This is a genomic window from Ideonella sp., assembly GCF_036277275.1.
Taxonomy (GTDB): domain Bacteria; phylum Pseudomonadota; class Gammaproteobacteria; order Burkholderiales; family Burkholderiaceae_C; genus Ideonella.
Genome location: NZ_DASUNH010000030.1, coordinates 39601 through 52298 on the forward strand (window position 1 = coordinate 39601; position 12698 = coordinate 52298).

General features: G+C 68.7%; 11 protein-coding genes. 6 read left to right on the forward strand and 5 right to left on the reverse strand.

From position 1 onward, the window contains the following. The first annotated feature begins 159 nt into the window (after window positions 1-159). The 4 genes from xseB (at window position 160) to folE2 (ending at window position 4093) form a co-directional block, all read left to right on the forward strand. Window positions 160-405 (forward strand): exodeoxyribonuclease VII small subunit, encoded by a 246-nt coding sequence (xseB, locus tag VFY73_RS06995; RefSeq protein WP_329717207.1) that lies wholly within the window; start codon window positions 160-162, stop codon window positions 403-405. Beyond that, window positions 402-1289: a farnesyl diphosphate synthase gene (locus tag VFY73_RS07000; RefSeq protein ID WP_329717208.1), complete on the forward strand. Its 888-nt coding sequence runs from the start codon at window positions 402-404 to the stop codon at window positions 1287-1289. Before xseB ends, VFY73_RS07000 begins: the two co-directional genes overlap by 4 nt. A gap of 29 nt (window positions 1290-1318) precedes the next feature. Continuing rightward, on the forward strand, window positions 1319-3208 hold the full coding sequence (gene dxs, locus VFY73_RS07005) for a 1-deoxy-D-xylulose-5-phosphate synthase (RefSeq protein WP_329717209.1): 1890 nt from the start codon (window positions 1319-1321) through the stop codon (window positions 3206-3208). An 81-nt stretch (window positions 3209-3289) separates the two neighbouring features. Then, window positions 3290-4093 carry a GTP cyclohydrolase FolE2 gene (gene folE2, locus VFY73_RS07010; RefSeq protein WP_329717210.1) on the forward strand — a complete coding sequence of 268 codons (804 nt, stop codon included), beginning with the start codon at window positions 3290-3292 and terminating at the stop codon, window positions 4091-4093. A 129-nt stretch (window positions 4094-4222) separates the two neighbouring features. Here folE2 and VFY73_RS07015 read toward each other — a convergent pair whose 3' ends face one another. The 3 genes from VFY73_RS07015 to VFY73_RS07025 form a co-directional block, all read right to left on the reverse strand. Continuing rightward, on the reverse strand, window positions 4223-4876 hold the full coding sequence (locus VFY73_RS07015; protein WP_329717211.1) for a GntR family transcriptional regulator: 654 nt from the start codon (window positions 4874-4876) through the stop codon (window positions 4223-4225). Window positions 4877-4964: 88 nt separating this feature from the next. After that, on the reverse strand, window positions 4965-6344 hold the full coding sequence (locus tag VFY73_RS07020; protein WP_329717212.1) for an aspartate aminotransferase family protein: 1380 nt from the start codon (window positions 6342-6344) through the stop codon (window positions 4965-4967). A gap of 2 nt (window positions 6345-6346) precedes the next feature. Next, a complete protein-coding gene (locus VFY73_RS07025; protein WP_329717213.1) occupies window positions 6347-7687 on the reverse strand; it encodes a glutamine synthetase family protein in 1341 nt (446 codons plus the stop codon). A gap of 178 nt (window positions 7688-7865) precedes the next feature. Between VFY73_RS07025 and aroQ the strand changes: the two genes are divergently transcribed. Beyond that, entirely contained in the window at window positions 7866-8312 is a 447-nt protein-coding gene (aroQ, locus tag VFY73_RS07030; RefSeq protein WP_329717214.1) for a type II 3-dehydroquinate dehydratase, read from the forward strand. A 91-nt stretch (window positions 8313-8403) separates the two neighbouring features. Here aroQ and VFY73_RS07035 read toward each other — a convergent pair whose 3' ends face one another. Next, window positions 8404-9150 (reverse strand): general secretion pathway protein GspB, encoded by a 747-nt coding sequence (locus VFY73_RS07035; RefSeq protein ID WP_329717215.1) that lies wholly within the window; start codon window positions 9148-9150, stop codon window positions 8404-8406. 33 nt (window positions 9151-9183) lie between these two features. Further along, complete coding sequence (locus VFY73_RS07040) at window positions 9184-10953, reverse strand: AAA family ATPase (RefSeq protein WP_329717216.1); 1770 nt, start codon at window positions 10951-10953, stop codon at window positions 9184-9186. Window positions 10954-11180: 227 nt separating this feature from the next. Here VFY73_RS07040 and VFY73_RS07045 point away from each other — a divergent pair. Continuing rightward, the coding region (locus VFY73_RS07045; protein ID WP_329717217.1) for a thiamine pyrophosphate-binding protein at window positions 11181-12698 on the forward strand (1518 nt) is incomplete at its 3' end.

A 12698-nucleotide genomic window follows, 5' to 3' on the forward strand; every position in this document is an offset into this window, starting at 1 on the left:
GTGAGAGGTTGGGCAGCGGGGGGACGTATTCTAGCCGGGCTGTCGGGTCCGGGCCACGGCGCGGGTAATTTGCAGCGGCTTTTGCCTGCGCAAGCACCCCGATACGGGTTTACGCGAAATGTGCTGACTACAATTGCCATTTGCCCGTAACAATCCAAGATGCCCCGCGCCGCCTCCCCCGCAGCCCCGGCCGCTGACGTGCCCGCCAGCTATGAAGCCGCGCTGACGGAGCTGGATGCGCTGGTACAGGCCATGGAGGGTGGGCAACTGCCGCTGGACAGGTTGCTGGAAGGCTATCGCCGCGGCGCCGTTCTGCTCGATTTCTGCCGCGCTCGGCTGGCGAGCGTCGAGACCCAAGTGAAGGTCCTCGAGGAGGGGCTGCAAAAGCCCTGGACGAACGCATGACATCAGAAGATTTCGATGCTTGGGCACGCGCTGAGCTGACGGCCGTCGAATCGGCTCTGGACAGCCTGGTGCCGGCTGATCCGCCCGCGGGGCTGGGTGAGGCGATGCGCTACGCCGTGCTGGACGGTGGCAAGCGCTTGCGCCCGCTGCTGGCGCTGGCCGCCTGCGAGGCGGTCGACGGCCAGTCGAATGCCGCGATGCGGGCGGCGGTGGCGGTGGAGCTGATCCACGCCTATTCGCTGGTGCATGACGACATGCCTTGCATGGACGACGACGCGCTGCGCCGCGGCAAGCCGACCGTGCACGTGAAATACGGCGAGGCACAAGCCATGCTGGCCGGCGATGCGATGCAGGCGCTGGCTTTCGAGGTTTTGACGCCCGAACAGGGCATCCCGCCGGCACTGCAAGCCAAGCTGGTCGGGCTGCTCGCCCGGGCCGCCGGCCACCGGGGCATGGCCGGCGGCCAGGCCATCGACTTGGCCAGCGTCGGCCATCGGCTGGATGAAACCGCGCTGCGCGACATGCACCGCCGCAAGACCGGCGCGCTGCTCCAGGCCAGTGTGCTGATGGGGGCCGCTTGCGGCGCCACCATCCCCGCCGCGTGGGAAGCGCTGTCGGACTATGGTGCGGCGATCGGCCTGGCCTTCCAGGTCGTCGACGACATCCTCGATGTCACGCAGGAATCCGAGACGCTGGGCAAGACGGCCGGCAAGGACCTGGAAAACGACAAGCCGACCTACGTCACCGTGCTGGGCATGGCCGCCGCGCGCCGCCATGCCGACGAGTTGCGAGACCAGGCGCAGGCAGCGCTTCGGCGCAGCGGCCTTGGCCGCACCCACCGTCTGGCCTGGCTGGCCGACAAAGTGGTCGACCGCCATCACTGACCGCGCCACCGCCGGATCGCGAGCAAGCCATGACCCAAGCCTTGTTGCAAACCATCCAGTCGCCGCAGGACCTGCGCAAGCTCAACCGCGCCCAGCTGAAGACGCTGGCCGGCGAATTGCGCGACTTCCTGCTCGACAGCGTCAGCCGCACCGGCGGCCACCTGTCGTCGAACCTGGGCACGGTGGAGTTGACGGTGGCGCTGCACCACGTGTTCAACACCCCGTACGACCGGCTGGTGTGGGACGTGGGCCACCAGTCGTACCCGCACAAGATCCTCACCGGTCGCCGCGAGGCCATGGCAACGCTGAAGCAGCTGGGGGGCATCAGTGGCTTTCCGCGCCGCTGCGAGAGCGAGTACGACACTTTCGGCGTCGGCCACTCGTCGACGTCGATCTCCGCCGCGCTGGGCATGGCCCACGCCGCCAAGCTCAAGGGCGAGAACCGCAAGGCGGTTGCGGTCATCGGCGACGGCGCCTTGACCGGCGGCATGGCCTTCGAGGCACTGAACCACGGTGGTTACGCCGGCGGCCACGGCTTGCCGGACATGCTGGTGATCCTGAACGACAACGACATGTCGATCAGCCCGCCGGTCGGTGCGCTGAACCGCTACCTGGCGCGCCTGATGAGCGGCAAGTTCTACGCCGCAGCGCGCGAGGGCGCCAAGAGCGTGCTGAAGAACACCCCGTTGTACGAATTTGCCAAGCGTTTCGAGGAACACAGCAAGGGCATGGTCGTTCCCGGCACGATCTTCGAAGAGTTCGGCTTCAACTACGTCGGCCCGATCGACGGCCACGACCTCGATTCGCTGGTGCCGACGCTGGAAAACCTGCGCGAGGCCAAGGGCCCGCAGTTCCTGCACGTGGTGACGAAGAAGGGCTACGGCTACAAGCTGGCCGAGTCCGACCCGGTCAACTACCACGGCCCGGGCAAGTTCGACCCGGCCGTCGGCCTGCAAAAACCCGCCACGGCGCCCAAGGCCACCTTCACCCAGGTCTTCGGCCAATGGCTGTGCGACATGGCCGAGACCGATGAGCGCCTGGTCGGCATCACGCCGGCGATGCGCGAAGGCTCTGGAATGGTCGAGTTCGAGAAGCGCTTCCCGAAGCGTTACCACGACGTCGGCATCGCCGAGCAGCACGCGGTCACCTTCGGTGCCGGCCTGGCCTGCGAAGGGCTGAAGCCGGTGGTCGCGATCTACTCGACCTTCCTGCAGCGCGGCTACGACCAGTTGATCCACGACGTCGCGATCCAGAACCTGCCCGTGATGTTCGCGCTCGACCGCGCCGGCATCGTCGGTGCCGACGGCGCGACCCACTGTGGCGCTTACGACATTGCCTACGTGCGCTGCGTGCCCAACATGGCGATGCTGACGCCGGCGGACGAGAACGAATGCCGCCAGGCGTTGACGACGGCGTTCAAGCATGATGGCCCGGTGGCTGTGCGTTACCCGCGCGGCAGCGGCGCTGGCGTGGCGGTGCAGCCCGGCCTGACGACGCTGCCCTGGGGCAAGGGCGAGATTCGCCGCGAAGGCCGCCGCATCGCGATGCTGGCCTTTGGCACGATCCTGTACCCCACCTTGACGGCCGCCGGCAAACTGGACGCGACGGTGGCCAACATGCGCTTTGCCAAGCCGCTGGATACCGAGCTGGTGCTGCAGTTGGCGCGTACCCATGAAGCGATCGTGACGATCGAAGAGGGTTGCCTGCCTGGTGGTGCCGGCAGCGCCGTGCTGGAGACTCTGGCCGCCGCCGGCCTGAACACCCCGGTGCTGCGCCTGGGCTTGCCCGACGAATTCATCGAGCACGGCGATCCGGCCAAGCTGCTGGCGCTGTGTGGGCTGGATGCGGCCGGCATCGAGCAGGCGGTGATCAAGCGTTTCGGCGCGCCGCTGTCGCTGGTGACGCCGGCGGCGGCTTAACACGGATCGGTATTCACCCTGGCGACAGCAAGCGCTGTCGAAAGCTGCGAAGCTACGCGGCTGGTTCCCCGCTGTTTTCCCATGAATCACCCGACCGAAGCGCTGCACATCCCCGACACCCAGAGCGAACGCGACGAGCGACATCTGGCCATCCAACGCGTCGGCGTGAAGGACGTGCGCTACCCGCTGACGCTGAAAGTGGCTGGTGCCGAGCAGAGCACGGCCGCGCTGTGGAACCTGGACGTGGCGCTGCCCGCCGAGAAAAAGGGCACCCACATGTCGCGCTTCGTCGCGTGGCTGGATGCCCAGGACAAGGCGCTGGACGCGGCCGGGCTGTCGCGCGAGTTGGCGGTGATGCTGGACAAGCTCAACGCCGCCGAGGGCCGCATCGAGGCCAAATTCTCGTTCTTCATCCGCAAGCGTGCGCCGGTGTCAGGCCTGCAAAGCTTGCTCGACTATGCCGGCGCCCTGGTCGCCGAAAAACGCGGCGACAAGACGTCGGTCTGGATCGAGGTCGGTGTGCCGGTGAAGAGCCTGTGCCCGTGCTCGAAGGAAATCTCGGACTACGGCGCCCACAACCAGCGCTCGCTGGTCACGATCCGCGTCGAAGTGGCGTCGCCCGACAGGGCGCCGATCGAGTGGCACGAATTGGTGCGCTTTGCCGAAGAAGCCGCGTCGAGCGAGATCTGGCCGATGCTCAAGCGTGCCGACGAAAAGTGGGTCACCGAGCGCGCCTACGAGAACCCCAAGTTCGTCGAGGACTTGGTGCGGGACGTGGCGCTGGCATTGAATGCCGACAAGCGCATTGGCCGCTATGTCGTGGATGTGGAGAACTTTGAGTCGATTCACAACCACTCGGCTTGGGCCCGCATAGAGCGGGCCTAAGCCCGCCGGCAAGCCGGCGGCTTTCGCGTTCGCGAAAGCGAGTGATTGCGGCAACGGCTCACATCGCCTTCGCGATGTGAGCGTTGTCACAACCACTCGGCCTGGGCGCGCATCGAGCGAACGCAAGTCTCAGCGCTGCTGCTGAATGCACCGGCGCAGGAACTGCCCGGCGACAAAGATGTCCTTCTCGACTGCGCGGCGCACGCCGGCGCTGTCGCGTCGGGTCAAGGCTTTCACCAGGTCTTCGTGGGCGTCGTTCAGCACGGCTGCTGCGTCGGGCGTGTCGAAGAGCTGGTTCGAGATCGGGCCGGCCTTGAGCCACAAGGTATCGATCAGCTCAAACAACAGAGGCGAGCCCGCGGCGCGGTACAGGCGCACGTGGAAGTCTTCATTGGCCGCCAGGTAGTCACTGGGATTGGCCTTGGCAAGCGCGCGCTCCATGCGCCGGCACAGAGCGGTCAGCTCCTTGGTGCCGGCCGCGTCGAGCCGCGCTGCGCCGCGCTCGGCGGCTTCGCCTTCGAGCAGTATGCGCATTTGCAGCAGGTCGTCGAACTCGGGCAATGACAGCCGTGGCACGGTCACGCCGGCGTGCGGCACGTTGACCAGCGCACCTTCGGCAGCCAGCCGCTGCAACGCGGCGCGCACGGGCATCTGGCCCACCCCCATCTCCGCAGCCACGGTGCGGATCTTCAGCCGCTCGCCGGGCAGAAAGCGACCGACGGTGAGCCATTGGCGCAGCGTGGCGTAGGTGCTGTCTTGCTGCGTGGTGCTGGGGGTCGTCATCTCTTTGGGGCGACCTCGAATGAGGCCGGCGCCCGGAGGCACCGCCGCCTCCCTGCTGGAACCGGTTGAGGTGTGGCACGCAGGCACGTCATGCTGTGGCCGTTAGGGCTGTCAGCACTTCGTCGAATGCGGCCAGCAGCCGGTCGACGTCGGCATCGGTGGTGTAGGGGCAGACCAGCATCATGTTGTGGAAGGGCGTGATCATCACACCGCGATTGAGCAGGAACAGGTGCAGTGCCCGTTCCAAATCGTCGTCCATCGCCGCGCTGGCTTCACTGCCGTTGCGAGGTGGCGTGGCGCAGAACTGGAATTCGCAGCGTGCGCCGACCTGTGTCACGCACCAGGGCACGCGGCGGCGCGCGATCGCAGTACGCAAGCCTTCGGCGAGCCGGGTGGAGCGCGCGTGGAGCGTTGCGAACACGGCTGGTGTCATCAGCTCGGTCAGCGTCGCGCGCATCGCAGCCATGGCCAGCAGATTGGCGGTCAGGGTGGTGCCAATGCCGGAGTGCCCGGGCGGCGCGGCGCGCTTGGCTGCTTCGGCGCGCGCTGCGAGTTCTGCGCTGAAGCCATAGGCCGCGCAAGGCATGCCGCCGCCCAGCGGCTTGCCGACGACCACGGCGTCGGGCGCCAGACCGTGGGCGCGCGCGTAACCCCCCGGTCCGCTGCTGATGGTGTGCGTCTCGTCCATCACCAGCAGGCTGCCGTGGCGGTGCACGAGGGCGATCGCACGCTCCCAAAAACCGGGCTCGGGCAACACCATGCCGATGTTGGTCATCACCGGCTCGGCCAGCACGCAGGCCACGTCGCCCGGTGCGAGCGCTGCTTCCAGCGCGGCCAGGTCGTTGAACTCGACGACGCGTGTGGTCGCCGTCAGATCGTGCACCTGGCCGAGCAGGCTGCCACGCTGCTGCGGGCGGCCGTCGACCAGGTCGACGAACACGTCATCGACGGTGCCGTGGTAGCAGCCGTTGAAGACCAGCAGCACCTTGCGTCCGGTGGTTGCGCGCAGCCAGCGCAGCACGAAGCGGTTGGCATCGGTGGCGGTCATTGCGAATTGCCACTTGGGCAACCCGAAGCGTTCGGCGAGCAGCGCAGAGACCACCGCTGCATCCTCGTTGGCGAGCATCGTGGTCAGGCCCCGTTCGGCCTGGCGCTGCAATGCGGCCGTGACGGCGGGCGGGGAGTGGCCGAACATCGCGCCGGTGTCGCCCAGGCAGAAGTCGACACGCTCGTTGCCGTCCACGTCGACCAGCCGCGCCCCTCGAGCCTGCGCCACCTGCAGCGGGAACGGCGTGGCCCAGTCGTTCATCCAGTGCAGCGGCACGCCGAACATCAGATGCCGGGCCGAGGTGGTGGCCTGCTCGCGTGAGCGCGGGTTCGCGGCGGCATAGCGGGCGCGCTCGGCTTGCGTCACCGCACGGACGCGGGACGCCGCCACGCCGGTGGGGGAGGGTGTCGTCATCGTCATGCTCAGACCAGCAGCAGCAGGTGCTCGCGTTCCCATGAGCTGATCACCCGGTTGTAGGTGGCGTACTCGAGCTCCTTCACTGCGCAGAAGGCGTCGACGAAGTGCTCGCCCAACACCTCCTTCACCGGGTCGCAGGCTCGCATGGCCTCGATCGCGTCTTCCAGGTGCCGTGGCAGTTCGTGGCTGACGTTCCAGGCACTGCCGGCCGTGGGTTCGGTGGGCTGCAGCCTGTCGCGCATGCCGAGCCAGCCGCAGGCCAGCGTGGCGGCCATCGCGAGGTAGGGGTTCACGTCGACGCCCGGAACGCGGTTCTCGATCCGGCGCGACTCGGGGCCCGACTTGGGCACGCGCAGGCCGCAGGTGCGGTTGTCATGGCCCCAACGCACGTTGATCGGCGCCGACATGTACGGGGCCAGCCGGCGATACGAGTTCACGTACGGCGCGAACATCGGCATCAGTTGCGGGATGTAGGTCTGCAGACCGGCCAGGTAGTGCATGAACAGATCGCTGGCCGCCCCGTCTTCACGGCTGAATACGTTGCGGTCGTCTGAAGCACTCAGCAGGTTCTGGTGAATGTGCATCGCGCTGCCCGGCTCTTGCTCCATCGGCTTGGCCATGAAAGTGGCGAACACGCCGTGGCGCAGCGCGGTTTCGCGCACCGTGCGCTTGAACAGGAACACGCGGTCGGCCAGGTCCAGCGGCTCGCCGTGGCTGAAGTTGATCTCCATCTGGCCTGGACCGGCCTCGTGGATCAGCGTTTCAACGCCGAGCTGGTGCACCTCGCAGAACTGCGACAGCTCCATGAAGAACGGATCGAAGTCGTTGACCGCGTCGATCGAATAGCTCTGCCGCCCGACCTCGGGCTTGCCGGTGCGGCCCAGCGGCGGCTGCAGCGGCTCGTGCGGGTTCTGCTGGCGGGCGACGAGGTAGAACTCCATCTCCGGCGCGACGATCGGCTTCCAGCCCTGGCGCTCGTACAGCGCCAGCACCCGCCGCAGCACGGCGCGCGGCGACAGCTCGACCGCGCGGCCGTCCCACTCCTGGCAATCGTGGATCACCACCGCCACCGGCTCCGCGGCCCACGGCACCAGGCGTACGGTGGCTGGGTCTGGCAGGCAGACCATGTCGGGGTCGGTGTCACCGACGAAGGGGCCGTTGTCGGGTTGCTGGCCATTGACCGTGTTCAGCAACACGCTCTTCGGAATGCGCATCTCGCCGGTGGCCAGGAACAGGTCGCGCGGCAGGATCTTGCCGCGCGCGATGCCGGTCATGTCGGGGATCACACACTCCACCTCGTGGATGCGGTGGCGAGCGAGGAATTCTTCGATGCTGGAGTGGTTCATGCCGCGATCTTAGCCAATTTCGAGAAATGTGATCACAAATAGATGCCTATTCCTGGGTGACTGAACTATCTCGACGTCGGTGTGATCACGTTGGCAACGAAGTCGGTGTGCCGCCGACGGGTGCGATGACGCCTCGCCCGCACCACGGTGGCCGCTTCACGCATTAGCATCACGCTCCATGAGCATCCTCTTGCTGAACGGCCCGAACCTGAACCTGCTCGGCACGCGCGAGCCGCACATCTACGGCGCCGACACGCTGGTCGACGTGGAGCGGCGCTTCGTCGACGAGGCGGCTGCGCTGGGCCTGGCGGTGGCGTGCTTCCAGAGCAACCACGAGGGCGCGCTGATCGACCGCATCCACGCGGCGCGGCTGGACGGCACGCAAGCCATCGTGATCAACCCCGGCGGGTTGACCCACACCAGCGTGTCATTGCGCGACGCGTTGGCCGGCGTGGCGCTGCCGGTCGTCGAGGTGCACATCAGCAACGTGCACAAGCGAGAAGAGTTTCGCCATCACTCGTTCATCTCGGCGGTGGCCGATGGCGTTGTCGCCGGGCTGGGCGTGATGGGCTACAGCGCCGCACTGCGCTACCTCGCGGCCAAGCTGGCCAAGCCGGCCGCCTGACCGGCCCGGTTGAAGCTCCCGTCCTCAAGCAATGTGGCTTGGCCACTTTGCTTGAACCCCCGTGGGAGGCGGGCCGGGCGCAGCCCGGGGTTCAGTACGCCAGACGGAAGCGCTGGCCTTTGAAGCGCAGTACGGCGCTCTTCGGCTCGATGCGCTCCAACACCAGCCCCGGCGCCGGCTGCCCGCCTTCTTTCACCACCTCGCCGTTGAGCATCACGAAGCGACTGCTCGCGTCGTCCGAATAGACCGAGCCGGTCACCGTCAGGTTGGGCAGTTGCTGGCGCAGCGTGCCGGGTAGCTCGGCCAGCAGCGGGATGGCGGTGGGGGCCGCTTCCGGCGCCCGCAGCGCAGCGGGGGCGGGCACCGGCGCCGGCACCCGCACCGTTGGCGTGGCCACGGGCGGCGGTGGGGGGGGCGTGCGTTGAGCCGCTGGCTTGACCTCGCGCACGGGCCGCGGTGCAGGCGGCGCCACATAGGCCACGGGCGGTGGTGCAGGTGCCACGGCCGGTGCCGGCGTCGGCTCAACGGCCGGGGCTGGCGTGACAGCCGGTGGTTCAGCCATCGGCGGTGGTGCCGTCGCGACCATCGGTGCTGGCGCGGATTCGGATGTTCCCAGCGGTGCCGGCAGCGGCGCGTGCGCGTCCGCGCCCATGCGCCAGGCCAATGCGGCCACCACGACCAGTGCGGTGCCGCCGCCGGCAGCCAGCGCCCAGCGCGGCAAGCCCGTGCCGCGTCCGCTGCCGGGCGCGCCTTCGATGGACTGCGCGTGCAGGCCTGGCACCTGGCCGCGCTCCCGTTCGGCGTCGGCCCGCTTCAGGGCGTCGAGGATGTAAGACATCGTGGGCGATCGAAATTCGTCGAAAGGTGTTCGTCAGCGACGCGCGGTCGTCGTTGCTGGGGGCGGCAACAGCCGTGGCTCGTCGACGCCAGTGGCGCGGTTCAGCAGCATCACCGTCATCGGTCCGGCCACACCGTCGGGCGACAAGCCCTGCGCGACCTGGAAGCTCGCGACACGGGCCGTGAAGGGCTCGCGGGCCGGCTCGGCCGCTGAACCCGGCCGGCGCTCGCCCCGCAACGCGCGGCCCAGACGCTCCATCAGCCAGGCGCTGGCTTCGGGGTTGGCCGTCGTCAGCGTGCCCGGGCCGGCATAACCCGGTGGCGCGCGCCAGAAGGTGCCGAAGTCACCGCGCCAGGCCGCACCCAGCGTGGCCAACGGCACGGTGACGCTGGCCTTGCCGCGGCGCAGCGTGGCGGTGTCGGCCGTCAGCGTGGTCAGCAGCACATGGAAGGGACGGTTGTCGCCGTCGTACAGCACCAGCACGCCGGGGCGATCCAGCTGGCGTACCAACGCCAGGCTGCCCGGGCCCTTGAAGCAGGGCAGGGCCTGGCGCATGGCACTGGCGCAGAAGTCGTTGCCGTTGCCAAGCGTAACGCCCCAGGCCGAGGCCAGCTCGCGCCAGGCGTCGGCCTCGCCATGCAACTCGGCATTGAACGTGGCGCGCAGTTCGGCCGCGCTGAGTGCGGCCGGGCTGGCGGTGGCCGTCGCCCCGGCAGTCGCGGGCGCGGCGTTGCTCGCCGGTGCGCTGGCGGGGGGCACCGGGGCAGGGCTGCCGGCCGCGCCACGCAGCGTGCCGCTCGCGACCGCGGCCGCCATGGTCGCCGGCTGGGCGGCCGCCGGCGCGGGAGTGGTGGGTCGCATCACCCAAGCAGCCGCGGCGGCGATCGACACGCCGGCCAGCAAACCACCGGCCCAGGGCGCGGCACGGCGGGCCTGTGCCGGCCAGCCCGTCAGCGCTGCCGACGGGTGGTGGTCGCCGAATACCTCCGCGGCGGCGCGCTCGATCACCTCGACGCCGATCTTGGCCTGGCCGGTCGCATAACCGCCCAGCAGTGCGCGGTCGCACAGCAGGTTCACACGCCGCGGCACGCCGCGCGACAACTGGTGGATGCGCTTCAGCGCGGCCTTGTCGAATGGCGACGCCCCTTCGCCGCCGGCCACGCCCAGCCGGTGCGCCACATAGCGGGCCGTTTCGGCCTCGTCGAGTGCGCTCAGGTGATAGCGCGCGATCACGCGCTGGGCCAGTTGCTCCAGCTCGGGCCGGGCCAGCATGTCGCGCAGCTCGGGCTGGCCGATCAGGATGATCTGCAGCAGCTTGCGCTCGGCCGTTTCCAGGTTTGTCAGCAGGCGCAACTGCTCCAGCACGTCGGCCGACAGGTTCTGCGCCTCGTCGATGATCAGCACATTGGTCTGGCCGACCGAGTGGGTGCGCAGCAGGAATTCGTTGAGCGGGTCGATGAACTCCTTGATCGACCTTGGCGTGCCCTCGTGGGCCGGCGGCAGCGCCGGCAGCGGGATGCGGAACTCGTCGCACACCGTCTGCAGCAGCTCGGGCACCGTGAGCTTGGGGTTGAAGATGTAGGCGACGTTGCAGCGCGGCGGCACCTGCTCGAGGAAGCAGCGGCAGACGGTTGTCTTGCCGGCACCGATCTCGCCGGTCAGCAGCACGAAACCGCCGCCGCCCTTGACGCCATACAGCAGGTGCGCCAACGCCTCGCGGTGGCGCTCGCTCATGAACAGATAGCGCGGATCCGGCGCGATCGAAAACGGCGGCTGCCTCAGGCCGAAGAACTTCGCGTACATGGGGCGGGAGGATACCCGCAGGCCGCCGCGATGGCCTGCGCGCGCCATCTCCGCGTTTCGAGCTTGGTCCCGCGGCTCGCGGCCCGTCGCGTTCCATCGTGGCTTGATCCCGTCACCCCGTGGTCCGTCCGATGATGCTTGGGCGGCGATGGGCGGCCGCCCAGACTGCGTGCCACCGGCGCTTGGGGCCGTCCCAGGCGCCTGGTGGACCAACCGCAGGAATCGCCATGGGTGTTCGTGATCTCCAAGTGCCGGACGCGGCCGCGTCGCCGATAGCTGCGTGCCCCACGCTGGCGGCCGTGCTGGTGGAGGGCTTGCTGCAGCTCGGGGTGCGGCAAGCCTTCGGCGTCTCGGGCGGGGCGATGGCGACGCTGTGGCACGCGATGTCGGCCAGCCGCTTGCAGGTCTGCCACTTTCGGCACGAGAGCGGCGCGGCCTTCGCAGCGGCGGAAGCGCATTTCGTCACCGGGCGGCCGGTGCTGGTGTTCACCACCACCGGGCCCGGCCTGACCAACGCGCTCACCGGCCTGCTGGCCGCCCGCGGCGAGGGGGCGAAGGTGATTTTGCTGTCCGCCTGCTCGTCGGCAGCGTCGCGGGGGCGATTCGCGATTCAGGAAACCTCGCCTTCGACGATGCCGCAAAGCCTGTACGACAGCGGCCCGCTGTTCCACTTCGCCCGCGTGCTCGAAGACTCGAGTAGCCTGCCTGGGTTGATGCACCAGCTGGTGCAAGGGTTGGCGCGACGCGGTGGGTTCATGGCCCACATCGCCTTGCCGACCGCGGTGCAGGCCATGCCGACGGAAGTGCCGTTCAGGCTGTTCGCGCTCGGTGACGCGCTGTCCGCTGAAGCCCCGGATGTGCCGACACCGGCGATGCTTCACGCTTGCCAGCAAGCGCTGGCCGATGGGCCGTTCGCCCTCTGGCTCGGCTTTGGCGCACGTGGCGCGGCCCGCGAGGTGAGGGCGTTCGCCGAGCGCACCGGCGCGGCGGTGTTCTGCACGCCGCGCGGCAAAGGCGTCCTGCCTGAGGCGCACCCGCAGTTCATCGGTGTCAGCGGCATGGGCGGCCACGAGTCAGTCGCGGCCTGGGTGGCCACCCACCGCCCGGCGCGCATCCTCGTGCTGGGTTCGCGGCTGGGTGAAGCTTCGTCCTTGTTCGACCCGCGCTTCGTGCCGCGCCGCGGCTTCGTGCATGTCGATGTCAACCCCGAGGTGCCCGGCGTCGCCTACCCCGATGCCGCGACCTTGCCGATCGCGGCCGACGTTGGCGCTTTGCTGCGCGGGCTGCTGGCGTCGCTGCCAGCGGGTCGACACGTGTCGGGCGCGACACGGCCGACCTTGACATGCTCACCGCCGACCATCGTGGCCACGACACTGGTCCGGTCCGACTGCGTTCGACCCGAGGTGTTGATGGACGCGATCCAGTGCCAGGTGGTCGACGCAACCGAGGCCACCTTGTTCGCCGAATCGGGCCACGCGTTCATCTGGGCCACGCACCGGCTGCGTTTCGCCACGCCTGGGCGCTACCGTGTCAGCACAGGCTTTGGCGCGATGGGCCACGCCACTACCGGCGTGGTCGGAGCGGCGCTGGCGTCAAACGCCGGCCCAGGCTGCCGCGCCGTGGCGCTGGTGGGTGACGGTTCGATGTTGATGCACAACGAGATCAACACCGCGGTGAAGTACGCCGCGCCTGCCGTGTGGATCGTGCTCAACGACGGCCGCTACGGCATGTGCTGCCAGGGCATG

Bases quoted from the DNA above. Each gene is read 5' to 3' on its own strand.
- xseB (WP_329717207.1), top strand. From the start codon at position 160: ATGCCCCGCGCCGCCTCCCCCGCAGCCCCGGCCGCTGACGTGCCCGCC.
- VFY73_RS07000 (WP_329717208.1), top strand. From the start codon at position 402: ATGACATCAGAAGATTTCGATGCTTGGGCACGCGCTGAGCTGACGGCC.
- dxs (WP_329717209.1), top strand. From the start codon at position 1,319: ATGACCCAAGCCTTGTTGCAAACCATCCAGTCGCCGCAGGACCTGCGC.
- folE2 (WP_329717210.1), top strand. From the start codon at position 3,290: ATGAATCACCCGACCGAAGCGCTGCACATCCCCGACACCCAGAGCGAA.
- VFY73_RS07015 (WP_329717211.1), bottom strand. From the start codon at position 4,876: ATGACGACCCCCAGCACCACGCAGCAAGACAGCACCTACGCCACGCTG.
- VFY73_RS07020 (WP_329717212.1), bottom strand. From the start codon at position 6,344: ATGACGATGACGACACCCTCCCCCACCGGCGTGGCGGCGTCCCGCGTC.
- VFY73_RS07025 (WP_329717213.1), bottom strand. From the start codon at position 7,687: ATGAACCACTCCAGCATCGAAGAATTCCTCGCTCGCCACCGCATCCAC.
- aroQ (WP_329717214.1), top strand. From the start codon at position 7,866: ATGAGCATCCTCTTGCTGAACGGCCCGAACCTGAACCTGCTCGGCACG.
- VFY73_RS07035 (WP_329717215.1), bottom strand. From the start codon at position 9,150: ATGTCTTACATCCTCGACGCCCTGAAGCGGGCCGACGCCGAACGGGAG.
- VFY73_RS07040 (WP_329717216.1), bottom strand. From the start codon at position 10,953: ATGTACGCGAAGTTCTTCGGCCTGAGGCAGCCGCCGTTTTCGATCGCG.